Source organism: Enterobacter mori (genome assembly GCF_025244905.1).
GTDB classification, from domain to species: Bacteria; Pseudomonadota; Gammaproteobacteria; order Enterobacterales; family Enterobacteriaceae; genus Enterobacter; species Enterobacter mori_A.
Map to the genome: position 1 here is coordinate 2,256,668 of NZ_CP104285.1, position 22,920 is coordinate 2,279,587.

At 55.7% G+C, this 22,920-nt stretch carries 23 protein-coding genes; 17 read left to right on the forward strand and 6 right to left on the reverse strand.

Translation table 11 applies throughout. The annotated features are described in order from the left end of the window. Nucleotides 1-28: 28 nt before the first annotated feature. Nucleotides 29-568: a 50S ribosomal protein L7/L12-serine acetyltransferase gene (gene rimL / locus N2K86_RS10690; RefSeq protein ID WP_260661489.1), complete on the forward strand. Its 540-nt coding sequence runs from the start codon at nt 29-31 to the stop codon at nt 566-568. Here the strand turns inward: rimL and ydcK are convergent. Further along, the gene (ydcK, locus tag N2K86_RS10695; RefSeq protein WP_260661490.1) at nt 563-1,543 is read right to left on the reverse strand and encodes a YdcK family protein; all 981 of its coding nucleotides are present in this window, start codon (nt 1,541-1,543) and stop codon (nt 563-565) included. The genes rimL and ydcK overlap by 6 nt on opposite strands. 122 nt (nt 1,544-1,665) lie before the next feature. Between ydcK and tehA the strand changes: the two genes are divergently transcribed. Both tehA and tehB read left to right on the forward strand, forming a co-directional pair. Continuing rightward, on the forward strand, nt 1,666-2,658 hold the full coding sequence (gene tehA / locus N2K86_RS10700) for a dicarboxylate transporter/tellurite-resistance protein TehA (protein WP_260661491.1): 993 nt from the start codon (nt 1,666-1,668) through the stop codon (nt 2,656-2,658). Continuing rightward, a complete protein-coding gene (tehB, locus tag N2K86_RS10705) occupies nt 2,658-3,251 on the forward strand; it encodes a tellurite resistance methyltransferase TehB (protein WP_260661492.1) in 594 nt (197 codons plus the stop codon). Before tehA ends, tehB begins: the two co-directional genes overlap by 1 nt. Here tehB and pepT read toward each other — a convergent pair. After that, the gene (gene pepT / locus N2K86_RS10710; protein ID WP_260661493.1) at nt 3,248-4,477 is read right to left on the reverse strand and encodes a peptidase T; all 1,230 of its coding nucleotides are present in this window, start codon (nt 4,475-4,477) and stop codon (nt 3,248-3,250) included. The two genes, tehB and pepT, sit on opposite strands and share 4 nt — an antisense overlap. Nucleotides 4,478-4,588: 111 nt before the next feature. On the opposite strand from pepT, the gene N2K86_RS10715 reads away from it, so the two are divergent. Together N2K86_RS10715 and N2K86_RS10720 are read left to right on the forward strand one after the other, a co-directional pair. Further along, nucleotides 4,589-6,184 (forward strand): ABC transporter substrate-binding protein, encoded by a 1,596-nt coding sequence (locus N2K86_RS10715; protein WP_260661666.1) that lies wholly within the window; start codon nt 4,589-4,591, stop codon nt 6,182-6,184. A gap of 135 nt (nt 6,185-6,319) precedes the next feature. After that, nucleotides 6,320-6,994: a DUF3313 domain-containing protein gene (locus N2K86_RS10720; protein ID WP_260661494.1), complete on the forward strand. Its 675-nt coding sequence runs from the start codon at nt 6,320-6,322 to the stop codon at nt 6,992-6,994. Between the two features lie 32 nt (nt 6,995-7,026). Here N2K86_RS10720 and N2K86_RS10725 read toward each other — a convergent pair whose 3' ends face one another. Beyond that, on the reverse strand, nt 7,027-7,923 hold the full coding sequence (locus tag N2K86_RS10725) for a DMT family transporter (protein WP_260661495.1): 897 nt from the start codon (nt 7,921-7,923) through the stop codon (nt 7,027-7,029). 173 nt (nt 7,924-8,096) lie between these two features. Here N2K86_RS10725 and N2K86_RS10730 point away from each other — a divergent pair, with 173 nt between their 5' ends. After that, the gene (locus N2K86_RS10730) at nt 8,097-8,969 is read left to right on the forward strand and encodes an AraC family transcriptional regulator (protein ID WP_260661496.1); all 873 of its coding nucleotides are present in this window, start codon (nt 8,097-8,099) and stop codon (nt 8,967-8,969) included. Here N2K86_RS10730 and N2K86_RS10735 read toward each other — a convergent pair. Then, nucleotides 8,949-10,115, reverse strand: a complete 1,167-nt coding sequence (locus tag N2K86_RS10735; RefSeq protein WP_260661497.1) for a benzoate/H(+) symporter BenE family transporter — start codon at nt 10,113-10,115, stop codon at nt 8,949-8,951. The genes N2K86_RS10730 and N2K86_RS10735 overlap by 21 nt on opposite strands. A 94-nt stretch (nt 10,116-10,209) precedes the next feature. Here N2K86_RS10735 and N2K86_RS10740 point away from each other — a divergent pair, with 94 nt between their 5' ends. Together N2K86_RS10740 and N2K86_RS10745 are read left to right on the forward strand one after the other, a co-directional pair. Further along, nucleotides 10,210-10,737 (forward strand): helix-turn-helix domain-containing protein, encoded by a 528-nt coding sequence (locus tag N2K86_RS10740; RefSeq protein WP_260661498.1) that lies wholly within the window; start codon nt 10,210-10,212, stop codon nt 10,735-10,737. An 80-nt stretch (nt 10,738-10,817) separates the two neighbouring features. Continuing rightward, nucleotides 10,818-12,782, forward strand: a complete 1,965-nt coding sequence (locus N2K86_RS10745; RefSeq protein WP_260661499.1) for a peptidase U32 family protein — start codon at nt 10,818-10,820, stop codon at nt 12,780-12,782. Here N2K86_RS10745 and N2K86_RS10750 read toward each other — a convergent pair whose 3' ends face one another. Beyond that, nucleotides 12,783-13,013 carry a YncJ family protein gene (locus tag N2K86_RS10750; protein ID WP_260661500.1) on the reverse strand — a complete coding sequence of 77 codons (231 nt, stop codon included), beginning with the start codon at nt 13,011-13,013 and terminating at the stop codon, nt 12,783-12,785. 296 nt (nt 13,014-13,309) lie between these two features. Here N2K86_RS10750 and N2K86_RS10755 point away from each other — a divergent pair, with 296 nt between their 5' ends. After that, complete coding sequence (locus N2K86_RS10755; RefSeq protein ID WP_260661501.1) at nt 13,310-13,672, forward strand: hypothetical protein; 363 nt, start codon at nt 13,310-13,312, stop codon at nt 13,670-13,672. A gap of 151 nt (nt 13,673-13,823) precedes the next feature. Here the strand turns inward: N2K86_RS10755 and ftrA are convergent, their stop codons facing one another. After that, complete coding sequence (gene ftrA, locus N2K86_RS10760; protein ID WP_260661502.1) at nt 13,824-14,822, reverse strand: transcriptional regulator FtrA; 999 nt, start codon at nt 14,820-14,822, stop codon at nt 13,824-13,826. 73 nt (nt 14,823-14,895) lie between these two features. On the opposite strand from ftrA, the gene N2K86_RS10765 reads away from it, so the two are divergent. The 8 genes from N2K86_RS10765 to zinT all read left to right on the forward strand — a co-directional run bounded on the left by N2K86_RS10765 (nt 14,896) and on the right by zinT (nt 22,907). Next, a complete protein-coding gene (locus tag N2K86_RS10765) occupies nt 14,896-15,309 on the forward strand; it encodes a rhodanese-like domain-containing protein (protein WP_182402188.1) in 414 nt (137 codons plus the stop codon). A 155-nt stretch (nt 15,310-15,464) separates the two neighbouring features. Then, nucleotides 15,465-16,568, forward strand: coding sequence for a cobalamin-independent methionine synthase II family protein (locus N2K86_RS10770; protein WP_260661503.1), 1,104 nt, complete (start codon nt 15,465-15,467; stop codon nt 16,566-16,568). Nucleotides 16,569-16,767: 199 nt separating this feature from the next. Then, nucleotides 16,768-18,039 carry an urea ABC transporter substrate-binding protein gene (urtA, locus tag N2K86_RS10775; protein WP_260661504.1) on the forward strand — a complete coding sequence of 424 codons (1,272 nt, stop codon included), beginning with the start codon at nt 16,768-16,770 and terminating at the stop codon, nt 18,037-18,039. A 24-nt stretch (nt 18,040-18,063) separates the two neighbouring features. Next, nucleotides 18,064-19,638: an urea ABC transporter permease subunit UrtB gene (gene urtB / locus N2K86_RS10780; protein WP_260661505.1), complete on the forward strand. Its 1,575-nt coding sequence runs from the start codon at nt 18,064-18,066 to the stop codon at nt 19,636-19,638. Further along, nucleotides 19,638-20,711, forward strand: a complete 1,074-nt coding sequence (gene urtC / locus N2K86_RS10785) for an urea ABC transporter permease subunit UrtC (protein WP_260661506.1) — start codon at nt 19,638-19,640, stop codon at nt 20,709-20,711. The genes urtB and urtC overlap by 1 nt, the downstream gene beginning before the upstream one ends. Beyond that, nucleotides 20,711-21,508, forward strand: a complete 798-nt coding sequence (gene urtD, locus N2K86_RS10790; protein WP_260661509.1) for an urea ABC transporter ATP-binding protein UrtD — start codon at nt 20,711-20,713, stop codon at nt 21,506-21,508. Before urtC ends, urtD begins: the two co-directional genes overlap by 1 nt. Before the next feature lie 9 nt (nt 21,509-21,517). Continuing rightward, complete coding sequence (gene urtE / locus N2K86_RS10795) at nt 21,518-22,216, forward strand: urea ABC transporter ATP-binding subunit UrtE (protein ID WP_260661510.1); 699 nt, start codon at nt 21,518-21,520, stop codon at nt 22,214-22,216. 52 nt (nt 22,217-22,268) lie between these two features. Continuing rightward, nucleotides 22,269-22,907: a metal-binding protein ZinT gene (gene zinT / locus N2K86_RS10800; RefSeq protein ID WP_260661511.1), complete on the forward strand. Its 639-nt coding sequence runs from the start codon at nt 22,269-22,271 to the stop codon at nt 22,905-22,907. The last annotated feature ends 13 nt before the right edge of the window (nt 22,908-22,920 follow it).

Consider the following 22,920-nt stretch of genomic DNA (forward strand, 5'->3'; position numbering starts at 1 on the left):
GTTAGCGCCACCGGCAATGAGAGGCCGCATGACGTCAGAAATCATCCCCGTTTCACAACACATCGAACTGCGTTCCGTCGAAGAGCGCTATACCACCGACCTGCACAACCTCGTCATTAAAAACAAAACCTTTCTGCAAACCGCGTTTGACTGGGCGCAGCACGTGGGCAGCGAAGAGGATACCCGACGCAACGTGCAGAGCAACCACATGCTGCACCAGCGCGGCTACGCCAAAATGTTTTTGATTTTCGCGAGTGATGAACTGGTCGGCGTGCTGTCGTTTAATGCGATTGAACCTGCCAACAAAACCGGGTACATCGGCTACTGGCTGGACGAAAACCACCAGGGGCAGGGCATTCTCTCCCGGTCACTGCAGGCGTTCATGCGCTACTACGTCGAACGCGGTGAGATCCGCCGTTTTGTGATCAAATGTCGGGTGGCGAATTACCACAGCAATAATGTTGCCGTGCGCAACGGTTTTACGCTGGAAGGGTGCCTGCGTGAAGCGGAATACCTGAATGGCCGCTTTGACGATGTGAACATCTACGGCAAGATCTCTACCCTATAGCGCTCCCAGCAGCGGGGTGCGTGTGATGCGCTGGTCGCCATTAACCACTTTTTCGCCGCGCAGGTGAATGCTCTCGCCAGCAAACGCTTCAATGACCGCATCATCGGTGATTTCAACCTGGTGCTCGATGAGCACATCACCACTAATCCGCGCGCGTCCCTGGATCACCACTTTATCATCCAGCATGATCGGCCCACCGCGCAGCCAGGCCTGCCCGCCAATCAGGACGTGGTGCTTGATGACACAATTTCCTTCCACCACCGCATTTTCCGCCACCTGCGAGCTGTAGCGCACGGTGGGGATAGCGTCGTCATCAAAGCCCGCCATAAGACGCGCGTTGCCGTACACTTTGGCGCAGTCACAGACCCAGACGTTATTGAGTTCGTTACCCTCCAGAATGGCCTTGTCGAAGACCTCGGCTCGATGCTCGATAAACGCATAGCTGACCAATGCATCACCGTAGATTTGCGCCTGATGGACAATGCGGGACTCGCTCACCGTGGCCCTGTCATAGATTCTCAGGATCTGTTCGTGGTCGGGCGTTAAGCCTTTCGCGGCAATCACTATGCTGTTGTGGATCACTCGGGCATCACCGTAAATATGGCATTCGCCACGTACGCTGGATTGCTGAATGGTGACGTTGTCACTTATTTTCGCCTCGTGGCTGACCTGCGCATTGTCCAGCCAGCTGTGACCGCCGACGCGGGCATGGTGGCTCACGACGCAAGGCTGGGTAAGACGGGCGTTATCCGTTATCGTCGCGCCCGCAAATACCACGCTGTTCTCGTCGTAGATCCAGCAGTCACCGGCCTGCGCGAGGGCACTCTCATCGTCAATCCAGCCGCCTTTCGTGCCGCTGACGACATCGTTGAAATCGACGAGAGCAATAATTTGCCGCAGGGTCACGGTGCATTTGGTTTCGTCGTTTTGCCACTGCCAGAGGCGGGTTTCATCGCTAAGGCGATATTTTTTCATAGGGTTGTCTCTGATACGCGTCTGTACTAAACGTAGCAAACTTTTCGCTTTTCGAAGTACTGGCATCCGCTGCGGAAACACCTTAAAATGGCATTTAAAATACATTTTAAAAATTCAACAAAATGCACAAAAATCAACGCGTCCTTAACTTGCCCGCAGGCTACTTCGGTATGGTACTTGGGATTATTGGTATGGGGTTCGCCTGGCGTTATGCCAGTACACTCTGGCCCGTGACGCGCTGGCCGGGGGAAATGCTGGTCAGCCTTGCGGTTGTTATCTGGTTCTTACTGACGGTAGCCTTCATCATGCGTGCGGTCCGTTTTCCGCGCAGCGTGCTGGCGGAGATGCGCCATCCGGTGATGAGCAGTTTTGTTAGCCTGTTTCCGGCCACGACGATGCTGGTGTCGATTGGTTTTGTGCCGTGGTGTCGACCTGTTTCGCTGGCGTTGTTTAGTATCGGCGTGGTCATTCAGCTCGGCTATGCGGCCTGGCAAAGTGCCGGGTTGTGGCGGGGTAAACATCCTGAAGAGGCGACGACGCCCGGGTTGTATCTGCCGACGGTCGCGAATAATTTCATCAGCGCCATGGCCTGCGGCGCGCTCGGGTTCACCGATGCGGGACTGGTTTTTCTCGGGGCGGGAGTCTTCTCCTGGCTAAGCCTGGAGCCGGTAATATTGCAGCGCCTGCGAAGCGCCGGAGAGTTACCTGCTGCGCTGAGAACATCGCTTGGCATCCAGCTCGCACCTGCGCTGGTGGCCTGTAGCGCCTGGTTTAGCGTCAACGGCGGAGAAGCCGATACCTTTGCTAAAATGCTCTTTGGCTATGGCCTGTTACAGCTTCTGTTTATGCTGCGTCTGATGCCATGGTATTTGTCTCAGCCGTTTAACGCCTCGTTCTGGAGCTTCTCATTCGGCGTGTCGGCACTGGCGACTACCGGCCTGCACCTGGGGCAGAGCAGCCCGTCAGGATTCTTCCACGCGCTGGCGATTCCGCTGTTTATTTTTACCAACATCATCATTGGGATGCTGTTGATTCGTACGTTTATCCTGTTGATGCAGGGCAAACTTCTCGTTCGCGCTGATAAAGCCCTGCTTATGCAATCTGAGGAAAAATAATGACTGTCGATGCTAACTACTTCACCGAAAAATTTGGCTTAACCCGTACGCACTCGGAGGTGCTGTACAGCGCGGAGATCGTTAAACCGGGTAAAACGCTGGATCTGGGATGCGGTAATGGCCGTAACAGCCTTTACCTGGCCGCCAACGGTTTTGAGGTGACCGCGTGGGACAAGAACCCGATGAGCATCGATAACATCGAGCGCATCAAAGCGGAAGAAGGGATCGCGAATCTGCAAACAGCGATTAAAGACCTTAACAGCCTCAGCTTTGATGGTGAGTATGATTTTATCCTCTCCACCGTAGTGCTGATGTTCCTGGAAGCGAAAACCATCCCTGGTCTTATCGCCAATATGCAGCGCTGCACGAAGCCGGGCGGCTACAACCTGATCGTTGCCGCCATGGATACGGCAGATTACCCGTGCACCGTTGGCTTCCCGTTTGCGTTTAAAGCCGGTGAGTTGAGCAACTACTATGAAGGCTGGGAGTTGCTCAAATACAACGAAGAGGTGGGTGAGCTGCACCGCACCGACGCCAACGGCAACCGCATTAAGCTGCGCTTTGCGACTCTGCTGGCGCGTAAACCCGCTTAGCGGGCGGCCAGCAGGCAGATCTGCAGGGCGGTTTTGTAAGACGCCTCGAACGACGACAGCGGTAAAAACTCGAACGTCGAGTGGAAGTTATGCGCACCGGTGAAGAAGTTCGGGGTGAGCAGCCCTTTAGCAGAAAGCGCTGCGCCGTCGGTACCGCCGCGCATCGGCGTGGGTTTTGGCGTGATCCCGAGCGATTCCATCGCTTCAAACATCAGGTCGATGGCGCGCCTGTCTTCGCCAATCGCATTGCTGATATTGCTGTACGTGTCTTCAATGTGAAAGTCCACTTTCGCGGTGGGATGCTGCGCTGCGATCAGCGCCGCAACGTCGGCAATCTGCTGCTTGCGGGCAGCAAAATGATTCTTGTCAAAGTCGCGGATATTGGCTTTGAGCACCGCTTCGTTCTGCCCGGCCTGAATGCCGTTAAACCAGATATAGCCTTCACGCCCTTCGGTGCACTCCGGCGTTTGCTGGCGGTCAAAATAGCTAATGAAGTCGGTGGCCATCAGTAACGGGTTCACCAGCACGCCTTTGGCGGACATCGGGTGCGCCGTCACGCCGGTAAAGCGGATCTCCGCGGCTGCTGCGTTAAAGTTCTCATAGACGATTTCACCCAGCTCGCAGCAGTCGATGGTCCAGGCGAAGTCGACGTCGAAGCGCTTCAGATCGAGCGCCTTTGCGCCACACAGGCCTATCTCTTCGTCAGGCACAAACGCAACGACAATATCGCCATGCTGATGTTCCGCCGTCAGGTTTTCCAGCACCGTCATTACCACCGTCACCGCAGATTTATTATCTGCGCCTAATACGCTGGTTCCGTCGCTGAAAATAATCTCTTCACCAGGATATGCCAGAATTTCCGGGTGCTCTTTTACACGTAACCAGATGTCTTTCTCTTTATTCAGACAGAGATCTTCACCATGAAAGGTCAATATTTGCGGATGAATATCCGGTGATAAACCCACGTCTACGGTATCAATGTGCGTAATAAAGCCGATACGCGGCGCACCGGGCACGTTGCCTTTTTTTACCGCCGTTACCGTGGCGAATTCATCAATCACAATATCGTCTAGGCCCAGCTGTGCCAGCTCCTGCGCCAGCTCTCGCGCCATATCATGCTGCCCAGGCGTGGAGGGAAGGGTTTTCACTTTTGGGTCGCTCTGGCTGGTGATGGCAAGATAGCGGAAAAAACGCTGGGTTAATTGTCTGGAGAGTTCTGAGCCCATAGTGATTCCTTCTGTATTTATTTTTCAGGTGTTTGCCACATCACTTTAATGTTATTTATGGAATGGCAAAAGAATTAATTAGCCGTCGAATTAAAAAGACAGGAATAAATGATGAAAAGCAAACTCACAATGTTAACGCTCGCGTTTGCTGCGCTGACGGTCAGTTCCACCGTGGCGGCGAAAACGCTGGTGTATTGTTCCGAAGGATCGCCGGAAAACTTTAATCCTCAGTTATATACCTCGGGAACCAGCGTGGATGCCAGCGCCGTGCCGGTCTATAACCGACTGGTCGATTTTAAGCCGGGCACAACGGAGCTGGTGCCGAGCCTGGCGGAGCGCTGGGAGGTGAGCGAGGACGGCAAGGTCTACACCTTCCATCTGCGTAAAGGGGTGAAATTCCAGAGCAACAAAGCGTTCAAGCCGACGCGGGATTTTAACGCCGACGACGTGATTTTTTCGTTTATGCGCCAGAAGGATGTCAATCATCCGTACCATAACGTCTCCAACGGCAGCTATTCCAACTTCGAAAGCCTGGAGTTCGGCAGCCTGATCACCGCGATAGATAAGGTGGATGACCATACCGTGCGCTTTACGCTGGCTCACCCGGAAGCCCCGTTTGTGGCCGATCTGGCGTGGTATTTTGCCTCGATTCTTTCGGCGGAATATGCCGATGCGATGCTCAAAGCCGGTACGCCGGAGAAGGTCGATATGGAGCCCATCGGGACCGGGCCGTTCAGGCTGGCGCAGTATCAGAAAGATTCCCGCATTTTATTCACGGCATTCCCGGAATACTGGCAGGGCAAATCGAAGCTGGACCGCCTGGTCTTCACCATCACGCCGGACGCGTCCGTGCGTTTTGCGAAAATCGAAAAAAATGAGTGTCAGGTCATGCCGTTCCCGAACCCGGCCGATCTGCCGCGCATGAAGGCGAACAAAGACATCACGCTGATGAGCAAGGCGGGGCTGAATACCGGTTTTCTGGCATTCAATACGCAAAAGCCGCCGCTGGATAATGTGAAAGTCCGTCAGGCGCTGGCGATGGCAATCAATAAACCTGCCATTATTGACGCGGTATTTCACGGTACAGGCACTGCGGCGAAAAACCTGCTGCCGCCGGGCGTCTGGAGCGCAGATAGCGAGCTTAAGGATTACGATTACGATCCCGAAAAGGCGAAAGCGCTGTTAAAAGAGGCCGGTTTTGCGAACGGCGTCAGCATCGATTTGTGGGCAATGCCGGTTCAACGTCCGTATAACCCGAATGCAAAGCGGATGGCAGAGATGATTCAGGCCGACTGGGCGAAGGTTGGCGTGCAGGCCAAAATCGTCACCTATGAGTGGGGGGAATATCTCAAGCGTGTGAAAGGGGGCGAACATCAGGCTGCGCTGATGGGCTGGACAACAGCCACGGGCGACCCGGATAACTTCTTTGGCCCACTCTTTACCTGTACGTCCGCCAACGGCGGTTCGAATTCGGCCAAATGGTGCTACAAACCCTTTGATAAGATTATTGCCGAAGCAAAATCGATAACCGATCAGAATAAACGCATTGCCTTGTACAAAGAGGCGCAGCAGATGATGCATGACCAAATGCCAGCCGTCATGATTGCTCATTCCACCATTTTTGAACCGGTGCGTAAGGAAGTGACAGGCTACGAAATAGACCCGTTTGGTAAGCATCTTTTCTGGCAGGTGGATATTAATCCGTGATGTTTCTCTGCCCGGATCGCGTCCGGGCAGTCTTTTCGCAATTTGTGCTATCTGCATCATTTTTTGCCACAACAACGCCCCTCATCTTTTGCTATAACTTCAAATGCATACTTGCAGATAACATGGAATACCATCATGCGTACTCACACTTTTTTTAAAGTTGCAGTGCTTTCAGGTCTGTTGACGTTGGCTGGCTGTGCATCGAAAGTTGCCGCGCCAGAACAATATTCAGGCTTTTTAAAAGATTATTCAGGCTTGCAGCAAACTACGTCAGCGACGGGGAAACCAACGCTGCGTTGGGTTGATCCTTCGTATAACGAAGCCAATTACGACTGCATTCTCTGGACGCCAATTACCTATTATCCGACGCCAAAACCGACGACTCAGATTGGTCAAAAAACGCTTGATGAGCTTCTGGCCTACACCAACACCAAAATGAAAACGGCGATTGGTCAGCGTAAATCTGTTGTAACCACACCGTGCAAACGCAGCCTGATCTTCCGTGGGGCCATCACCGGCGTGAGTTCGCAAAAAGAGGGGCTGCAGTTCTATGAAGTGGTGCCTGTCGCGCTGGTCGTAGCGGGTACGCAGATGGCAACCGGTCACCGTACCATGGATACGCACCTGTTCTTCGAAGGTGAATTGATTGACGCGGCAACGAACAAACCCGTCATGAAAGTGGTGCGTAAAGGCGAAGGGAAAGAGTTGGCTAACGAAAATACGCCAATGGCCTTCGCCACGCTGAAGCAAGTTGTGGATGACATGGCGACAGATGCCACCATGTTTGATGTGCATAAAACAGCGAAATAGTGAATCAGGGCCTGCAGCGATGCAGGCCTTTTTTATGCCGTTCTCAGTCGTCTGTACCAGGTTTCTGGCTTAGTAAACATCACCATATTCCCGCCCAAAATCAGTAATAGCCCGACAATTCCATTCACGTGCCACACGTACCCTTCGTAAATCGTCGAAATAGAGAGCGCAACCAGCGGGAATAACAGGGTGCTGTAGGCGGCTTTACCCGGACCGATACGTCCGACCAGCGTAAAGTAGGCGCCAAAGGCAATCACCGAGCCAAACAGGGCCAGATAGAGCAGCGCACCGATGTAGCTTACCGTCCATTCCGGCATAAAATTGTCCCCTCTGACGAGCGCAATACCGCCCATCACCAGCGTACCGTAGAGCATCGCCCAGGCATTGGTGGTCATGGTCTCCAGACCGTTACGCTGGTGGCGCATGCTGATCATATTACCCAGCGAGAATCCGTAGGTGCCCAGCGCCGACAGGCCAATACCCGTCAGTAAAGAGGTGCTCCAGCCGCTTGCCAGCAGGTCGTCCCAGAAGAGGGTGATGATCCCAACCAGGCCCAGCGCGGCGGCCGTCCAGAAGCGAGCGGGCGGGCGCTGGCCGAAGAAAATAAAGCTGTTAATGGCGTTATACAGCACCGCCATGGAAAAAATCACCGACTCCAGGCCGGTGTTGATGTGCGCGGCGGCGGCGTAAAAGCACCAGAAGTTGAAGCAGAAAACGCAGCATCCCTGCAGCAGGCAAAAGAGGTGATCCCGCAGGGCTATCTTGCGCAAACGGCGAAGGGCAAGTAAGACGATCATTATCGTGGCGGAGGCCACGGCAAAGCGCCAGAAAATCGACACCGGGGCCGCGACCGGTCCCTGCTGCAGGAAAATTGCAATCCAGGTCGTTCCCCATATCACGACCACCAGTCCATAGAGCAATGCGTTCATTGTTTCTCTCTTCTCATACCGCGAAAAGCACAGTCTGACCCGTCCGGCGCTGGGCTGCTTTCATCTCCTTGCGCAGGACTTGCAAATTCTTGCGCTTTTTTGTTGCGCGAAGGCTGGCATCGCGCGACAACACTTCTTAGACTGAGGATCTGATCAACCATCCGTTCACGGCTATGTCTCACGCTTACGATACCTTTGAAACGCTACGTCAACAGAATGCAGTGCTCCGGGAAACGGTTGCGCTCAATTCCGGTATTCAACTGGCGGCGTGGTACAACAAGCACGACACGATCACCGTAAAAAGCAATCACCACACCCTCAGCCTGTACGTGGCCGATGGCTATGAAAGCTACCAAAAAACGCCGGGCGGCTGGAAGAATGGCGGCGGTCCTGACCGTTTCTGCCTGATGCCGAAAGAGAGCGAATCGACGTGGGATATCCGCGATGACCTGTCATTTGTTCATCTGTACTGTACCGATGAACATCTGCGCGATGTTGGCGAAAAAATCTGGGATAAACGCCCGCTGTCGCTGACGCTTGATGAGAAAATCTTCGGCAGCGATCCGAAAATCACCGCGCTTTATCGCCAGTTTTTGCTTGGCTACGACTGGCAGCAAAAAGCGAACCAGCTCGCCCTCAGCACCGCCTCTACGCTTTTACTGACGCATCTGCTCCAGAATTACGCCAGCGTGCAGTGGAAGCTGCCGGTCGTCACCGGCGGGCTGTCGCCGTTTGTGCTGCGAAACGTATTGGCATTTATAGAAGAGCATCTCTCCCAGCCGCTGACACTGGCAGATCTGGCCGATCAGGCTTCGCTGAGTGAGTATCACTTTGCCAGAATGTTTCGTCAGTCGATGGGGCTGGCTCCGCATCAGTACGTTATGCAGCGCCGTATGGAGAGAGCCAAAGCGCTGGTGCAGCATACCAACACACCGCTTACGGATATCGCACTCGCCTGCGGGTTTAACTCCGCCAGCCACTTCAGTAACCGTTTTCGCAGCATCATGGGGATAACCCCGTCACAGCTACGCGCGGCGACGGCGTGAAAACACGGCGTAACAGAGGCCACCCAACACCAGCCCCCAGAAAGCAGAGCCAATCCCCAGGATTGTTGCCCCGCTGGCGGTCATCAGAAAGGTGACAATTGCCGCGTCGCGTTCCGCTTCGTGATTCAATGCCTGATACAAACTCCCGCTGATGGTACCGAGTAGCGCCAGACCGGCAAGCGTCTGGATCCAGCTGAGCGGCAATGCGGCCATTAATCCGGTGATAGAGCCGCCAAAAACGCCCGCCAGGAGATAAAATACGCCCGCAGCCACGGCGGCAAGCCAGCGTTTACCCGCATCCGGATGCGCATCAGGACTCTGGCAAATAGCTGCGGTAATGGCGGCGATACAGATAGAGAACACGCCAAAGGGAGAGAACAGCAACGCCAGCCCGCCTGTCACGATAATCAACGGTGAGACCGCCGGCGGATAGCCCGCTGCTTTCATCGTGGCGAACCCCGGCGCGTTTTGCGAGGCCATGGTGACCAGGAAGAAGGGCACGCCGATGCTCAGCAGGCTGGTGAAGGTAAAGGCCGGTGCGACAAACTGCGGCATAACGACAGAAACGGCGATATCGCCTGTGACAACGTCACCTCCAGCCCATGCTACTGCGCCACCCACCAGCAGTGTGGCAACAATGGCGTACCGGGGAGCAAAGGCTTTAGCCATCAGCCAGGCCGCCAGCATGCTCCCGCACAACAGTAAATGTCCGTCGAGATTGCTGAACGCCTGCAGGCCAAACCGCAGCAGCACGCCTGCCAGCATAGCGGCGGCAAGAGAATGCGGAATGAGCTTCATCAGGCGGGCAAATAGCCCGGTCACGCCGCACAGTAAAATAAGCGCATTCGCAAAGATAAAAATACCGATGGTTTCGGCAAGCGTCACGCCGTTGAGGCTGGTGGCTAACAGCGCCGCGCCGGGCGTTGACCAGGCGGTGAGTACCGGGGCTTTATACCACCAGGATAACGCAAGGGTGCTGGCGCCCATCCCAATGCCCAGCGCGGTCATCCAGCCCGCAATCTGGTGCGCATTTGCGCCCGCCGCCGCAGCGGCCTGCCAGATGATGGCTGCCGAGCTGGCATAACCCACCAGAACGGCAACAAAACCGGCAAGGATGGCAGGAAAGAGATGAGTTGAAGGACGCATAAAAAACTCCGTTGTGCGTTATAACGTCCGGAATAAGATAGCACTGTGCGTTATAGCGTACAAGTGGTATGCTGTGTCGGTATCTGGAGGGACCATGGAAATTACACAACATCTTGCTCATACCTTGAAAACCGAACGCCAGGCGCGCGGCTGGAGCCTGGCGAAACTGGCAGAAGAGACGGGCGTGTCAAAGGCCATGCTGGGCCAAATTGAGCGCAATGAATCCAGCCCGACGGTGTCGACGCTGTGGAAAATCGCTACCGGGTTGAACGTACCCTTTTCTGCCTTCATCGCGCCAGAGGCGGACGGGCAGGCCGTGTTTGATCCCCAACAGCAGGCGATGGTTGTGAAACCGTTATTTCCGTGGGATGAGACGCTGAAGTTTGACCATTTTTCGATCACCCTCGCGCCCGGTGCGCTGAGCGAATCCACGCCGCACGAAGCGGGCGTCATTGAACATGTGGTGGTGATCGGTGGGGAACTGGAGATGAACATTGACGGCGAGTGGCGCACTATCCACGCTGACGCCGGGGTGCGTTTTGCCGGGGATAAACCGCACGCCTACCGCAACAGCAGCGCCCGGACGGTGCATTTTCACTCCCTTATTCATTATCCCCGCTGAGGCTACGCAAAACTGTTTCGCTGTCGCATACTTCTGACTACAATAGCCGCCATTTTGACCATAACGGATAACGACGAAGTATGCGCCTGCAATCCCATCATCTTGAACTTTTAAGCCCGGCCCGTGACGCCGCCATTGCCCGTGAAGCGATCCTTCACGGTGCCGATGCCGTCTACATTGGTGGCCCTGGCTTCGGTGCCCGCCATAACGCCAGCAACAGCCTGAGCGATATTGCCGAGCTGGTGCCGTTCGCCCACCGTTTCGGGGCGAAAGTGTTCGTGACCCTGAACACGATCCTTCATGATGATGAACTGGAGCCTGCGCAGCGTCTTATCACCGATCTCTACCAGACCGGGGTGGATGCGCTGATCGTGCAGGATATGGGCGTTCTGGCGCTGGATATCCCGCCGATTGAACTGCATGCCAGTACCCAGTGCGACATCCGCACGGTAGAAAAAGCGAAATTCCTCTCTGACGTCGGTTTCTCGCAGATCGTGCTGGCGCGCGAGCTGAACCTGAACCAAATCCGCGATATTCACCAGGCCACGGATGCCACCATCGAGTTCTTCATCCACGGCGCGCTGTGCGTAGCGTATTCCGGCCAGTGCAATATTTCTCACGCGCAGACCGGCCGCAGCGCCAACCGCGGCGATTGCTCGCAGGCCTGCCGTTTGCCGTACACCCTGAAAGACGATCAGGGGCGCGTGGTGGCCTTCGAAAAACACCTGCTGTCCATGAAGGATAACGATCAGACCGCTAACCTTGGCGCGCTGATTGACGCGGGCGTGCGCTCCTTCAAGATTGAAGGGCGCTATAAAGACATGAGCTACGTGAAGAATATCACCGCGCACTATCGCCAGATGCTGGACGCCATCATCGACGATCGCGGCGACCTGGCGCGGGCTTCCGCCGGGCGTACAGAGCATTTCTTTATTCCGTCGACGGATAAAACTTTCCATCGCGGCAGCACCGACTACTTTGTGAATGCCCGCAAAGGGGATATCGGCGCGTTCGACTCACCGAAGTTTATCGGTTTACCGGTTGGCGAAGTGCTGAAAGTGGCGAAAGATCATCTGGACGTGGAAGTGACGGAGCCACTGGCGAACGGGGACGGCCTGAACGTGATGATCAAGCGTGAAGTCGTGGGCTTCCGCGCCAATACCGTGGAAAAAACCGGCGAAAATCGCTATCGCGTCTGGCCGAACGAGATGCCAGCGGATCTCTACAAAGCGCGCCCGAACGCGGCGTTGAACCGCAACCTTGACCATAACTGGCAGCAGGCGCTGCTGAAAACCTCCAGCGAGCGTCGCATTGCGGTAGATATTGAGCTCGGCGGCTGGGAAGAACAGCTGATCCTGACCATGACCTGCGAAGACGGTATCAGCGTGACGCATACGCTCGATGGCCTGTTTGAGGTGGCAAATAACGCGGAAAAAGCGCTGAACAGCCTGAAGGACGGCGTGGCGAAACTGGGGCAGACGATCTATTACGCCCGTAACATCGACGTGACTCTCCCGGATGCGCTGTTTGTCCCCAACAGCCTGCTCAATCAGTTCCGCCGTGAAACGGCCGACATGCTGGATGAAGCGCGTCTGGCGAACTACCCGCGCGGTAGCCGTAAAGCCGAAGCGGTGCCCGCGCCGGTCTATCCGGATACGCACTTGTCTTTCCTGGCGAACGTCTACAACCACAAAGCGCGTGAATTCTATCACCGCCACGGCGTGCAGTTGATTGACGCGGCCTATGAAGCGCATGAAGAGAAGGGCGATGTGCCGGTGATGATCACCAAACACTGTCTGCGGTTTGCGTTTAACCTGTGTCCGAAACAGGCGAAGGGGAATATCAAGAGCTGGAAAGCAACGCCAATGCAGCTGGTGAACGGCGACGAGGTATTGACCCTTAAGTTCGACTGCCGCCCGTGTGAAATGCACGTCATCGGTAAAATGAAAAATCACATCTTTAAGATGCCGCAGCCCGGCAGCGTCGTGGCGTCAGTCAGCCCCGATGAACTGATGAAAACCCTGCCTAAGCGTAAAGGCAGCTAGCTAGCGAAAATGGGTGTCTGGTTTGCGCGATTTCTGCCACTGGTGGTGCTCGCGCAAGCCTTCCGCTGATTCCTCCGCTGCGGTACGCAGCTCATCGCTGTCGGCTTCATGCCGCAGCTGATGTTCAACGTTCTTCACATACAGAAATTCATGTCCTTTATGCCCGGCCATCAGCTGCCCGGAAAACAGTGCACAGACCAGAATGATGAGTGATAAGCCTTTTCTAAACATTTTTTCACCGCAGGATGGCAATTCACGGCTATCATGCAGATAATTTCTTTGGGTTATTATTCGGAAGTTCAAATTAACGAAAAGGGATTGTCAATATCCGTACGATATACCCGCAATAAAAGTGCTTAAATAGCGAAGCGGTAACTTCCTGAAAAAAGAAAGGGCAGTTTCGTCTCTATTTTAGGATAAAACTGAATTACATTAATACTGCCAATTTTGATATGTAATAAACGCATCAAAAAGTAGATTAATCCTATATAATGGATTTCCTCTGGCTAAGGAATGAGTCTGATTCAATGAAAAAAATAATACCCATTGTTCTCGCGGTGGTTTCTGTTGGTGCGGTCGCAGGGATGGATTATGCCTGGAACGACGCACCAGAATATATTCAGTCGGCGGAATCCCGTGTAGGTTCCTATTTAACCAGCGACTACGGCAGAGTGGCGTGTATTAGCCGCCAGAAAAGCGAACAGCGCTGGGAATTAAATTGCACTAATCAGGCGAAGGGGAAGTCATTCCAGTTTGCCGTTTATCCTTCCGACCAGGCACCGTATGGCGTATCGCGCTCTTTCTATCTTGAAGCGATTAATGATGATGCTAAACAGAGTGCGGAACAGGGACTGATGCGTTACCTGCAAATAAATACCCAGGCAGGTTAAGCGGTCTGTTTACCTTTCGTTGAGTCTGATGGTGTTAGGTTGTATGGGATCCGCACCCCGGCATGGAATGTCGGGAACGTAGATACCAAAATACAAATCTATCCATGCAAGCATTTACCGCCAGCTTATGGCGGTTTTTTTTTGCCCGTATTCAGCCCGCGCGGGCGAACTGTTTGCGATACCGTGCAGGGGAAAGGGCATAATGCTGACGGAAATGGTGCCTCAGGGTAGCGGCCTGGCCAAACCCGGTCTGTTCAGCGATGCTGTCGATGCTTAATTTACTGTTTTCAAGATAATCTTTGGCGCGCAGCAGGCGTTCATTCAGCAGCCAGCGCGTGGGTGTGGTCCCGGTGGCGTCCTGAAAGCGCCGCAGAAAGGTGCGCTGACTCATGCCAACCCGACGCGCCAGGGAGTCCACGGTGTGTGCCAGAGCCAGATGCTGGTGCAGGAAATCAAACAGCTGGCCCAGACGCTGGCTTTCCCGCAACTGGGCAACCGGACGGCTCAACTGCTGGGTTTGCGAACCGTCCCGATGCGGCGGAATGACCAGACGCCGCGCCACGCGGTTTGCCGCTTCCATGCCGTAATCCCGACGCACCACGTGCAGGCACAAATCGATTCCCGCAGCGCTGCCCGCAGAGGTCAGAATATCGCCCTCGTCCTGATACAGGACATCTTCAACCACGTCGATGGCCGGATAACGGGTTTTAAGCGCCTCAATGTAGCGCCAGTGCGTGGTGGCTTTGCGCCCATCAAGCAGTCCGGTCGCGGCAAGTACAAAGACCCCTGAACAAATGGACAACAGCTGGCACCCGCGCGCGCTGGCCCGACGTAAGGCATCACAAAGCGCGTCCGGTACGGTGGCGTCAATACCGCGCCATCCCGGCACGAGGATTAAATCTGCACGCTCAAGCAGGCTCAGATCGCCATCGGCCAGAATACGGATGCCCCCCGTTGCCCGTAACTCGCCTTCATCCACGCCTGCAACCGCAAACCGATACCAGCTCTCGCCCATTTCCGGGCGCGGCAGACCGAAGATTTCCACGGCCACACCAAACTCAAAGGTGCACAAACCGTCATAGGCCAGGACGACCACGCTGGCGGGAGAAACCTGTCTTAAGTTTGTCATCTTTTTGCTGTTTTCTGGCATACGCGGACGCATTCACTGGCTGAATTTATGGATAGAGTAGTGTTAACACAAACACCCAAGATGAGGAAGGATCATGAGCTATGTTACTGAAATTCCGGCAGCAGAACCGCAAGAAGCCGTTGCCCATTTCCTGCGTCGGCTGAGCGTCGAGACCGATTGCGCTGACGTGCATCATGCCATTGCAAACAATGAACAAGACTTTGTTTTGCTGCACGTAGTCGGTAAAGCGGAACAGTTTTCCCGTCGCCACGTCCCCGGCGCGCTGCATTTGCCCTGGAGCCAGATCTCCGCAGAGCGCATGGCGCAATGGCCTGCAGGCACGCTATTTGTTGTTTACTGCGCCGGGCCTCACTGTAACGGCGCTGACAGGGCTGCGCTTAAGCTCGCACGACTTGGGCTGCCGGTAAAAATCATGCTCGGGGGGATTACCGGGTGGGAAGACGAAGGGTTCACGTTTGCTCATGAGGGATCGCCCGTTTCGCTGTGAAGATGAATTTTTTTCAACACAGGTGAAATTTTCTCGTTTGCCGGAATGCGACAGATATGACATCTTTTTTGGACATTTAGACATCCAGAAGTCTAAAATTCAAATGATGAATTATCACTGTGGGCAACTATCGCCGACAGACAGAGGAGATTTTCATGCAGCGACAACACGCCCCGTACCGCGCCGATGTAGTTGGCAGTTTTTTACGCCCGGATGCCATCAAGCAGGCTCGCCAGAAATTTGCCAACGGTGAGATTGATGCCGGGCAGCTTCGAGCGGTAGAGGATGAGGCCATCCGCCATGTCGTCGAGCAGCAGTGCGCCTGCGGGCTACACGTCGTCACTGACGGTGAGTTTCGCCGCGCCTGGTGGCATTTTGATTTCTTCGACGGCCTGCAGGGCGTGGAGCGTTACGATTCGCAGCAGGGCATTCAGTTCAACGGCGTGCAGACGAAAGCCCACGGCGTTCGCGTGACGGGTAAACTGAGCTTTGGCGAGCACCCAATGCTGGACGATTTCCGCTACCTGAAAAGCATCAGCGGGAACGCGCAGCCAAAAATGACCATTCCAAGCCCGAGCGTGCTGCATTTCCGCGGGGGACGTAAAGATATCGACGCCACGGTTTACCCCGATCTGAAAGAATATTTTGACGATCTGGCGACCACCTGGCGCGATGCCATCCGCGCGTTTTACGACGCGGGTTGCCGCTATCTGCAGCTGGACGATACCGTCTGGGCTTATCTCTGCTCGGACGACCAGCGCCGTCAGATCCGCGAGCGCGGCGATGATGCGGATGAGCTGGCGCGGATCTATGCCCGCGTGCTGAACAAAGCGCTCGAAGGTAAGCCTGACGATCTGACCATCGGGCTGCATGTCTGTCGCGGTAACTTCCGTTCGACCTGGATTTCCGAAGGCGGCTATGAGCCAGTGGCCGACGTACTCTTCGGGACGGTCAACGTTGACGCGTTCTTCCTCGAATACGACAACGATCGTAGCGGCGACTTTGCGCCATTGCGTTTCGTGCGACCGGGCAAGCAGCAGGTGGTACTGGGCCTTATCACCACCAAGAATGGCGAGCTGGAAAACCCGGAAGGCGTGAAGGCGCGTCTGGAAGAAGCGGCGAGATACGTGGCGAAAGAACAAATTTGCCTTAGCCCGCAGTGCGGCTTTGCCTCCACCGAAGAGGGCAACAGCCTGAGCGAATCCCAGCAGTGGGACAAAGTGCGTCTGGTGACGCAGATCGCCAGCGAAGTCTGGTAAGCCTCCTCCAGCGCTGCATTATAAAAGTGCAGCGCTGATTCATTCTGAGTCGTTCTCTTTACAACCCGCGCGTCATCTCCCGCCATTCCGCGTTCTCCATTCTGGCATCCTTTTTGCTCTCCTGAAGCTGACACCTTGTTTATCTGCGTCCCTGCGGTATCGGACGCTTTCGCACAGCTTTCTTTTCAGGAGTGAAAATATGCACCGTCGTACCTTGTTAAAAGCTTTTGCACTGTCGACCTCCATGGTCGCGATGGGAATGAGTTTTGGCGTGCAGGCTGCCGATACCATCAAAGTGGGGATTATGCACTCGCTGTCCGGCACGATGGCGATCTCCGAGACGCCCCTGAAAGATGTTGCCCTGATGACGATTGATGAGATCAACGCCAAAGGCGGCGTGCTGGGCAAGAAACTGGAGCCGGTGGTGGTTGACCCGGCGTCGAACTGGCCGCTGTTTGCCGAGAAAGCCCGTCAGCTCATCAGCCAGGATAAGGTGGCGGTGGTGTTCGGCTGCTGGACGTCAGTGTCGCGCAAATCCGTGCTGCCGGTGTTTGAGGAGCTGAACGGGCTGCTGTTCTACCCGGTCCAGTACGAAGGCGAAGAGATGTCACCCAACGTATTCTATACCGGTGCGGCCCCGAACCAGCAGGCGATCCCGGCAGTGGAGTACCTGATGAGCGAGGACGGGGGCAGTGCCAAACGCTTCTTCCTGCTGGGCACGGACTATGTGTACCCGCGTACGACCAACAAGATCCTGCGTGCCTTCCTGCACTCAAAAGGCGTTGAGGATAAGGACATTGAAGAGGTTTACACCCCGTTTGGTCACAGCGATTACCAGACCATCGTAGCCAACATTAAGAAATTCTCTGCAGGCGGTAAAACGGCGGTGGTGTCGACCATCAACGGCGATTCCAACGTGCCGTTTTACAAGGAGCTTGCTAACCAGGGCCTGAAAGCTACCGATGTCCCGGTGGTGGCGTTCTCTGTCGGCGAAGAGGAACTGCGCGGGATCGACACCAAACCGCTGGTGGGGAACCTGGCGGCGTGGAACTACTTCGAATCCGTGGATAACCCAACCAACCAGACCTTCGTGGCGGATTACAAAGCCTACGCCAAAGCGCACAAGTTGCCGAATGCCGATACCGTCGTAACTAACGATCCGATGGAAGCCACTTATGTGGGCATTCACATGTGGGCGCAGGCAGTCGAAAAAGCAGGCACTACCGACGTGGATAAAGTGCGTGCCGCCATGGCGGGCCAGTCCTTTAAAGCGCCGTCTGGGTTTACGCTCACCATGGATGCCACCAACCACCACCTGCACAAGCCGGTCATGATTGGGGAAATCGAGGGTAACGGCCAGTTTAACGTGGTCTGGCAAACCGACGCGCCGGTGCGCGCTCAGCCGTGGAGCCCGTTCATCGCTGGAAATGACAAAAAGCCTGACCAGCCGATGAAAACCGCCAGTAACTAGGCCATCACCGCAGGGAGAAACGTCATGAACGCCATGCGCATGTTCATCGCTCTTGTATGGCTTACCGGACTGCTGCCAGGGATGGCGCAGGCATCGGATGCCGATAACTTTGTTGCTGCGAACCGCACGCAGCAAGCAGCAATGCTGACCGCATGGGCGGCTGCACCGGATGCGGCAAGGATGCCGCTGCTTCAGGCGCTGCAAACTGAAAGTCTGTTTATCGACGGCCAGAAGCAGGCCTTTGCCAAACACGGCGGCGAGATGGTGCCGCTCGGGGCGGCAACGGCGGCAGAAGGGCCAACCAAAGCCGTACGCCTGACCAACCGACTTCGTGTGCTGGCGGCGACTGCGCTGGCAACGCATCAACTGATAAGTGACAGTGTCACAGAAAGACGGGGCGCTGCCCGGCAGCTCCAGCGGGATATTCAGCCAGATATGCTCGGTTTTCTGCAAAAACGGGTCAGCCTTGAAACGGATGATGTAACGCGACAGTCGCTGCTGCTGGCGCTGGCTAACCTCCAGCTAACCAGTCCTCAGGCGGAGACCCGTCTTCAGGCTGTTGAACTGCTGGGTCAATCCGACGACCCGGACGTGCAGGCAAAAATCACGCCGTTTACCCAGCCGCAGACGGAGCCGGATGCGAAGGTGCGTGCGGCCGCTGCCGAGAGCCTGAGCCACATTCAACACCGTCTGATGTGGGGCGACCTGCTCGGACAGGCATTTATGGGGCTTTCGCTGGGTTCTGTCCTGCTGCTGGCTGCGCTGGGGCTGGCGATCACCTATGGACTGCTTGGCGTCATCAACATGGCGCACGGTGAAATGTTGATGTTAGGGGCGTATGCCACCTGGATGGTGCAGCAGGTGATGGCGCAGTTTCTTCCCCATTGGCTGGCGCTTTATCCGGTTATTGCGCTGCCCGTGGCCTTTTGCCTGACGGCGGGGATCGGGATGATTCTCGAGCGCACGGTGATCCGCCATCTTTACGGTCGTCCACTGGAAACGCTGCTGGCGACATGGGGGATCAGCCTGATGCTTATCCAGCTGGTACGTATGACGTTCGGGGCACAAAACCTGGAGGTGGCAAACCCGTTCTGGCTTTCCGGAGGCGTGCAGGTGTTCGCCAACCTGACGCTGCCGTGGAACCGCATTGTGGTGCTGGGCTTTGTGCTGCTGGTGCTGTTCTTCACCTGGCTGATCCTGAACAAAACCCGTCTTGGCCTGAACGTCCGCGCGGTGACCCAAAACCGCAGCATGGCTGCCTGCTGCGGGGTGCCTACCGGGCGCGTCGACATGCTGGCGTTTGGGCTGGGGTCCGGTATTGCCGGTCTGGGTGGCGTGGCGCTTTCCCAACTGGGGAACGTGGGGCCTGAGCTGGGCCAGGGCTACATCATCGACTCGTTCCTGGTGGTGGTGCTGGGCGGCGTGGGGCAGCTGGCCGGTAGCGTGGCGGCGGCGTTTGGACTGGGGATTTTCAACAAAATCCTCGAACCGCAGATGGGTGCGGTACTCGGCAAGATCCTGATTCTGGTGGCGATCGTTCTGTTTATTCAGAAACGCCCTCAGGGACTCTTTGCCTTAAAAGGGAGGGTTACTGACTGATGAGCCAGCCACTTACCTTAACGATGGCGCGTAAAGCGCCACGTACGACTCAGATTGCGGGCAGCCTGCTGGTGGCGTGTCTGCTTATCCTGCCGTTTTTCGCGTTGCTGCCCGCCACGCATCCCCTGGCGCTTTCGACCTGGATGCTGACGCTGATTGGCAAGATCCTCTGCTATGCCATCGTGGCTGTTGCGCTTGATCTGGTGTGGGGATACGCGGGCATGCTCTCGCTGGGACACGGCATTTTCTTTGCGCTTGGCGGCTATGCGATGGGCATGTACCTGATGCGCCAGACGGCGGGTGACGGTCTGCCTGCGTTCATGTCCTTTCTCTCCTGGAGCGAGCTGCCGTGGTTCTGGTGGGGCACCCAGCACTTTGCCTGGGCGCTGGTCCTGATTGTGATGGTTCCGGGATTGCTGGCGCTGGTGTTTGGCTGGTTTGCCTTTCGCTCAAAAATCAAAGGGGTCTATTTTTCCATCATGACCCAGGCGCTGACCTACGCGGGCATGCTGCTGTTCTTTCGTAACGAGACCGGTTTTGGCGGCAATAACGGCTTTACCGGTTTTACGACCCTGCTCGGATTCCCGGTGACGGAGACCACCACGCGTATCGCGCTGTTTCTGGCGACCGTGTTGCTGCTGGTTCTGGCATTAGGCACGGGATTTGCGCTGGCGAAAAGCAAGTTTGGCCGCATCCTGACGGCGGTGCGTGACGCGGAAAACCGCCTGACGTTCTGCGGTTACGATCCGCGCGGGTTTAAGCTGCTGGTGTGGACGCTGTCCGCGGTGCTGTGCGGTCTGGCGGGGGCGCTGTACGTCCCGCAGGTGGGCATTATCAACCCTGGCGAAATGTCGCCGACCAACTCGATTGAAGCCGCGATCTGGGTGGCACTGGGCGGACGCGGTACGCTGGTCGGTCCGGTGATTGGCGCGGCGCTGGTAAACGGTGCGAAGAGTTTCTTCACCGTCGCGATGCCGGAGTACTGGCAGCTGTTTCTGGGGCTGATTTTCATCGCCGTCACGCTGTTCTTACCGCGCGGCGTCTACGGCCTGTTGCGTAAGGGAGAGAAATAATGCAGCCATCTGACGGATTATTCACCCGGCAACTGCCCGGTGACCGCTACCGGGAACAGACCGATCCCGTGTTGCAGCTTGAGGCTATCAACGTCAATTTTGACGGGTTTCAGGCGTTGACGGATCTCTCGCTCAATATTGGCGTGGGCGAACTGCGCTGCGTAATTGGGCCTAACGGTGCAGGCAAAACCACGTTAATGGACGTTATTACGGGAAAAACGCGGCCTGAAAGCGGCAAAGCGCGCTATGACCAGTCTGTTGATCTGACTCTGCTTGATCCCGCAGCCATTGCCCGACAGGGGATTGGGCGTAAATTCCAGAAACCCACGGTCTTCGAAGCGCTGACGGTGTGGGAAAACCTCGAGATCGCAATGAAAACCGACAAATCCGTCTGGGCGAGTCTGCGGGCAAAGCTAAACGGCGAACAGGTCGATCGTATTGATGAAATGCTGGTGCTTCTGCGGCTCAGTAGCGAACGCGACCGCCGCGCGGGACTGCTTTCTCACGGACAAAAGCAGTTTCTGGAGATCGGTATGCTGCTGGTGCAGGATCCGCACCTGCTGTTGCTTGATGAACCCGCAGCCGGAATGACGGACGCGGAAACCGAATACACCGCAGAATTGTTCAGAACGCTGGCGGGCAAGCACTCTCTGATGGTGGTGGAGCATGACATGGGGTTTGTGGAAACCATCGCTGACCGGGTGACGGTGCTGCATCAGGGGCGCGTACTGGCGGAAGGCTCGCTTCGTGAGGTACAGGCCAACGAGCAGGTGATTGAAGTCTATCTGGGACGCTAAGGAGCCGTAATGCTAGAGGTTAACGAACTGAATCAATACTACGGCGGAAGCCATATTCTGCGCGGTGTGAGCTTTCAGGCTCTTAGCGGTGAGGTCACCTGTCTTTTGGGGCGCAACGGCGTCGGTAAAACCACGCTGCTGAAGTGTCTGATGGGGCTGATCCCGGCGAAAAGTGGCGAAATCGTCTGGCAGGGCAAAAAAATCACCCACAGTAAGCCCCATCAGCGGGTGCATGCTGGCGTGGCGTATGTCCCGCAGGGGCGTGAGATTTTTCCACGCTTAACCGTTGAAGAGAATCTGCTGCTGGGGCTGTCACGCTTTTCCGCCCGCGACGCGAAGCAGGTGCCGGATGAGATCTGGCAGCTGTTTCCGGTGTTAAAAGAGATGAAACACCGCCGCGGGGGGGATCTCTCCGGAGGGCAACAGCAACAGCTGGCGATAGGGCGCGCGCTGGCAAGTCGTCCGCAGCTTCTGATCCTTGATGAACCGACGGAGGGCATTCAGCCATCGGTCATCAAAGAGATTGGGCAGGTGATCCGCGCGCTGGCGGATCGCGGCGATATGGCGATTCTGCTGGTCGAACAGTTTTACGACTTTGCCGCCGAGCTGGCCGACAGCTATCTGCTGATGTCGCGCGGCACCATTATTCAGCAAGGGCGTGGTGCAAATATGGAGCAGGAGGGCGTTCGCGAACTGGTTGCGATTTGAAATGTTATAATATAACATTCTCATTCTTATAAAACGGAATGAGGGTTTTGTTTTGGCTGCACATATTGGGAAAATTGCCATGACTCTGGGGGCGCTGCTGGTCAGCGGCCAGCTGTTTGCCCATTCGCACGGTCACCAGATGACCGAGGCGGAACAGAAGGCGGCGAACGGCGTGTTTGAGGATAAAGACGTGAAGGACAGAGCGCTGTCTGACTGGGACGGCACCTGGCAGTCGGTCTATCCGTTCCTGCTTGACGGTTCGCTCGATCCGGTGTTTAAGAAGAAAGCGGAGAAGGACCACAAATCCGTTGAGGCGGTGAAAGCCTACTATCGGACGGGCTACGCGACGGACGTGGGATCTATCGGTATCGAAAATAACGTGATGGAATTCCACAAAGGGGAAACGGTAAGCCGCTGTCACTATGACTATAGCGGTTACAAAATCCTGACCTATGCCTCAGGTAAGAAAGGCGTTCGCTATCTGTTTGAGTGTAAGGATGCCACCAGCAAGGCACCGAAGTTTGTTCAGTTCAGCGACCATACCATCGGACCGAAGGCTTCTTCGCACTTCCATATCTTCATGGGCAACACCTCCCACGAGGCGCTGCTGAAAGAGATGGATAACTGGCCGACCTATTATCCAAATGAGATGTACAAAGAGCAGGTGGTGGAGGAGATGTTGCACCACTAATGCTTTATTGCCG

Bases quoted from the DNA above. Each gene is read 5' to 3' on its own strand.
- tehA (WP_260661491.1), top strand. From the start codon at position 1,666: ATGCACAAAAATCAACGCGTCCTTAACTTGCCCGCAGGCTACTTCGGT.
- N2K86_RS10770 (WP_260661503.1), top strand. From the start codon at position 15,465: ATGCAGCGACAACACGCCCCGTACCGCGCCGATGTAGTTGGCAGTTTT.
- urtD (WP_260661509.1), top strand. From the start codon at position 20,711: ATGCAGCCATCTGACGGATTATTCACCCGGCAACTGCCCGGTGACCGC.
- tehB (WP_260661492.1), top strand. From the start codon at position 2,658: ATGACTGTCGATGCTAACTACTTCACCGAAAAATTTGGCTTAACCCGT.
- N2K86_RS10750 (WP_260661500.1), bottom strand. From the start codon at position 13,013: ATGTTTAGAAAAGGCTTATCACTCATCATTCTGGTCTGTGCACTGTTT.
- N2K86_RS10765 (WP_182402188.1), top strand. From the start codon at position 14,896: ATGAGCTATGTTACTGAAATTCCGGCAGCAGAACCGCAAGAAGCCGTT.
- N2K86_RS10745 (WP_260661499.1), top strand. From the start codon at position 10,818: ATGCGCCTGCAATCCCATCATCTTGAACTTTTAAGCCCGGCCCGTGAC.
- N2K86_RS10715 (WP_260661666.1), top strand. From the start codon at position 4,589: ATGAAAAGCAAACTCACAATGTTAACGCTCGCGTTTGCTGCGCTGACG.
- N2K86_RS10740 (WP_260661498.1), top strand. From the start codon at position 10,210: ATGGAAATTACACAACATCTTGCTCATACCTTGAAAACCGAACGCCAG.
- urtE (WP_260661510.1), top strand. From the start codon at position 21,518: ATGCTAGAGGTTAACGAACTGAATCAATACTACGGCGGAAGCCATATT.
- ftrA (WP_260661502.1), bottom strand. From the start codon at position 14,822: ATGCCAGAAAACAGCAAAAAGATGACAAACTTAAGACAGGTTTCTCCC.
- rimL (WP_260661489.1), top strand. From the start codon at position 29: ATGACGTCAGAAATCATCCCCGTTTCACAACACATCGAACTGCGTTCC.
- N2K86_RS10720 (WP_260661494.1), top strand. From the start codon at position 6,320: ATGCGTACTCACACTTTTTTTAAAGTTGCAGTGCTTTCAGGTCTGTTG.
- N2K86_RS10730 (WP_260661496.1), top strand. From the start codon at position 8,097: ATGTCTCACGCTTACGATACCTTTGAAACGCTACGTCAACAGAATGCA.
- urtC (WP_260661506.1), top strand. From the start codon at position 19,638: ATGAGCCAGCCACTTACCTTAACGATGGCGCGTAAAGCGCCACGTACG.
- urtB (WP_260661505.1), top strand. From the start codon at position 18,064: ATGAACGCCATGCGCATGTTCATCGCTCTTGTATGGCTTACCGGACTG.
- pepT (WP_260661493.1), bottom strand. From the start codon at position 4,477: ATGGGCTCAGAACTCTCCAGACAATTAACCCAGCGTTTTTTCCGCTAT.
- N2K86_RS10735 (WP_260661497.1), bottom strand. From the start codon at position 10,115: ATGCGTCCTTCAACTCATCTCTTTCCTGCCATCCTTGCCGGTTTTGTT.
- ydcK (WP_260661490.1), bottom strand. From the start codon at position 1,543: ATGAAAAAATATCGCCTTAGCGATGAAACCCGCCTCTGGCAGTGGCAA.
- urtA (WP_260661504.1), top strand. From the start codon at position 16,768: ATGCACCGTCGTACCTTGTTAAAAGCTTTTGCACTGTCGACCTCCATG.
- N2K86_RS10725 (WP_260661495.1), bottom strand. From the start codon at position 7,923: ATGAACGCATTGCTCTATGGACTGGTGGTCGTGATATGGGGAACGACC.
- N2K86_RS10755 (WP_260661501.1), top strand. From the start codon at position 13,310: ATGAAAAAAATAATACCCATTGTTCTCGCGGTGGTTTCTGTTGGTGCG.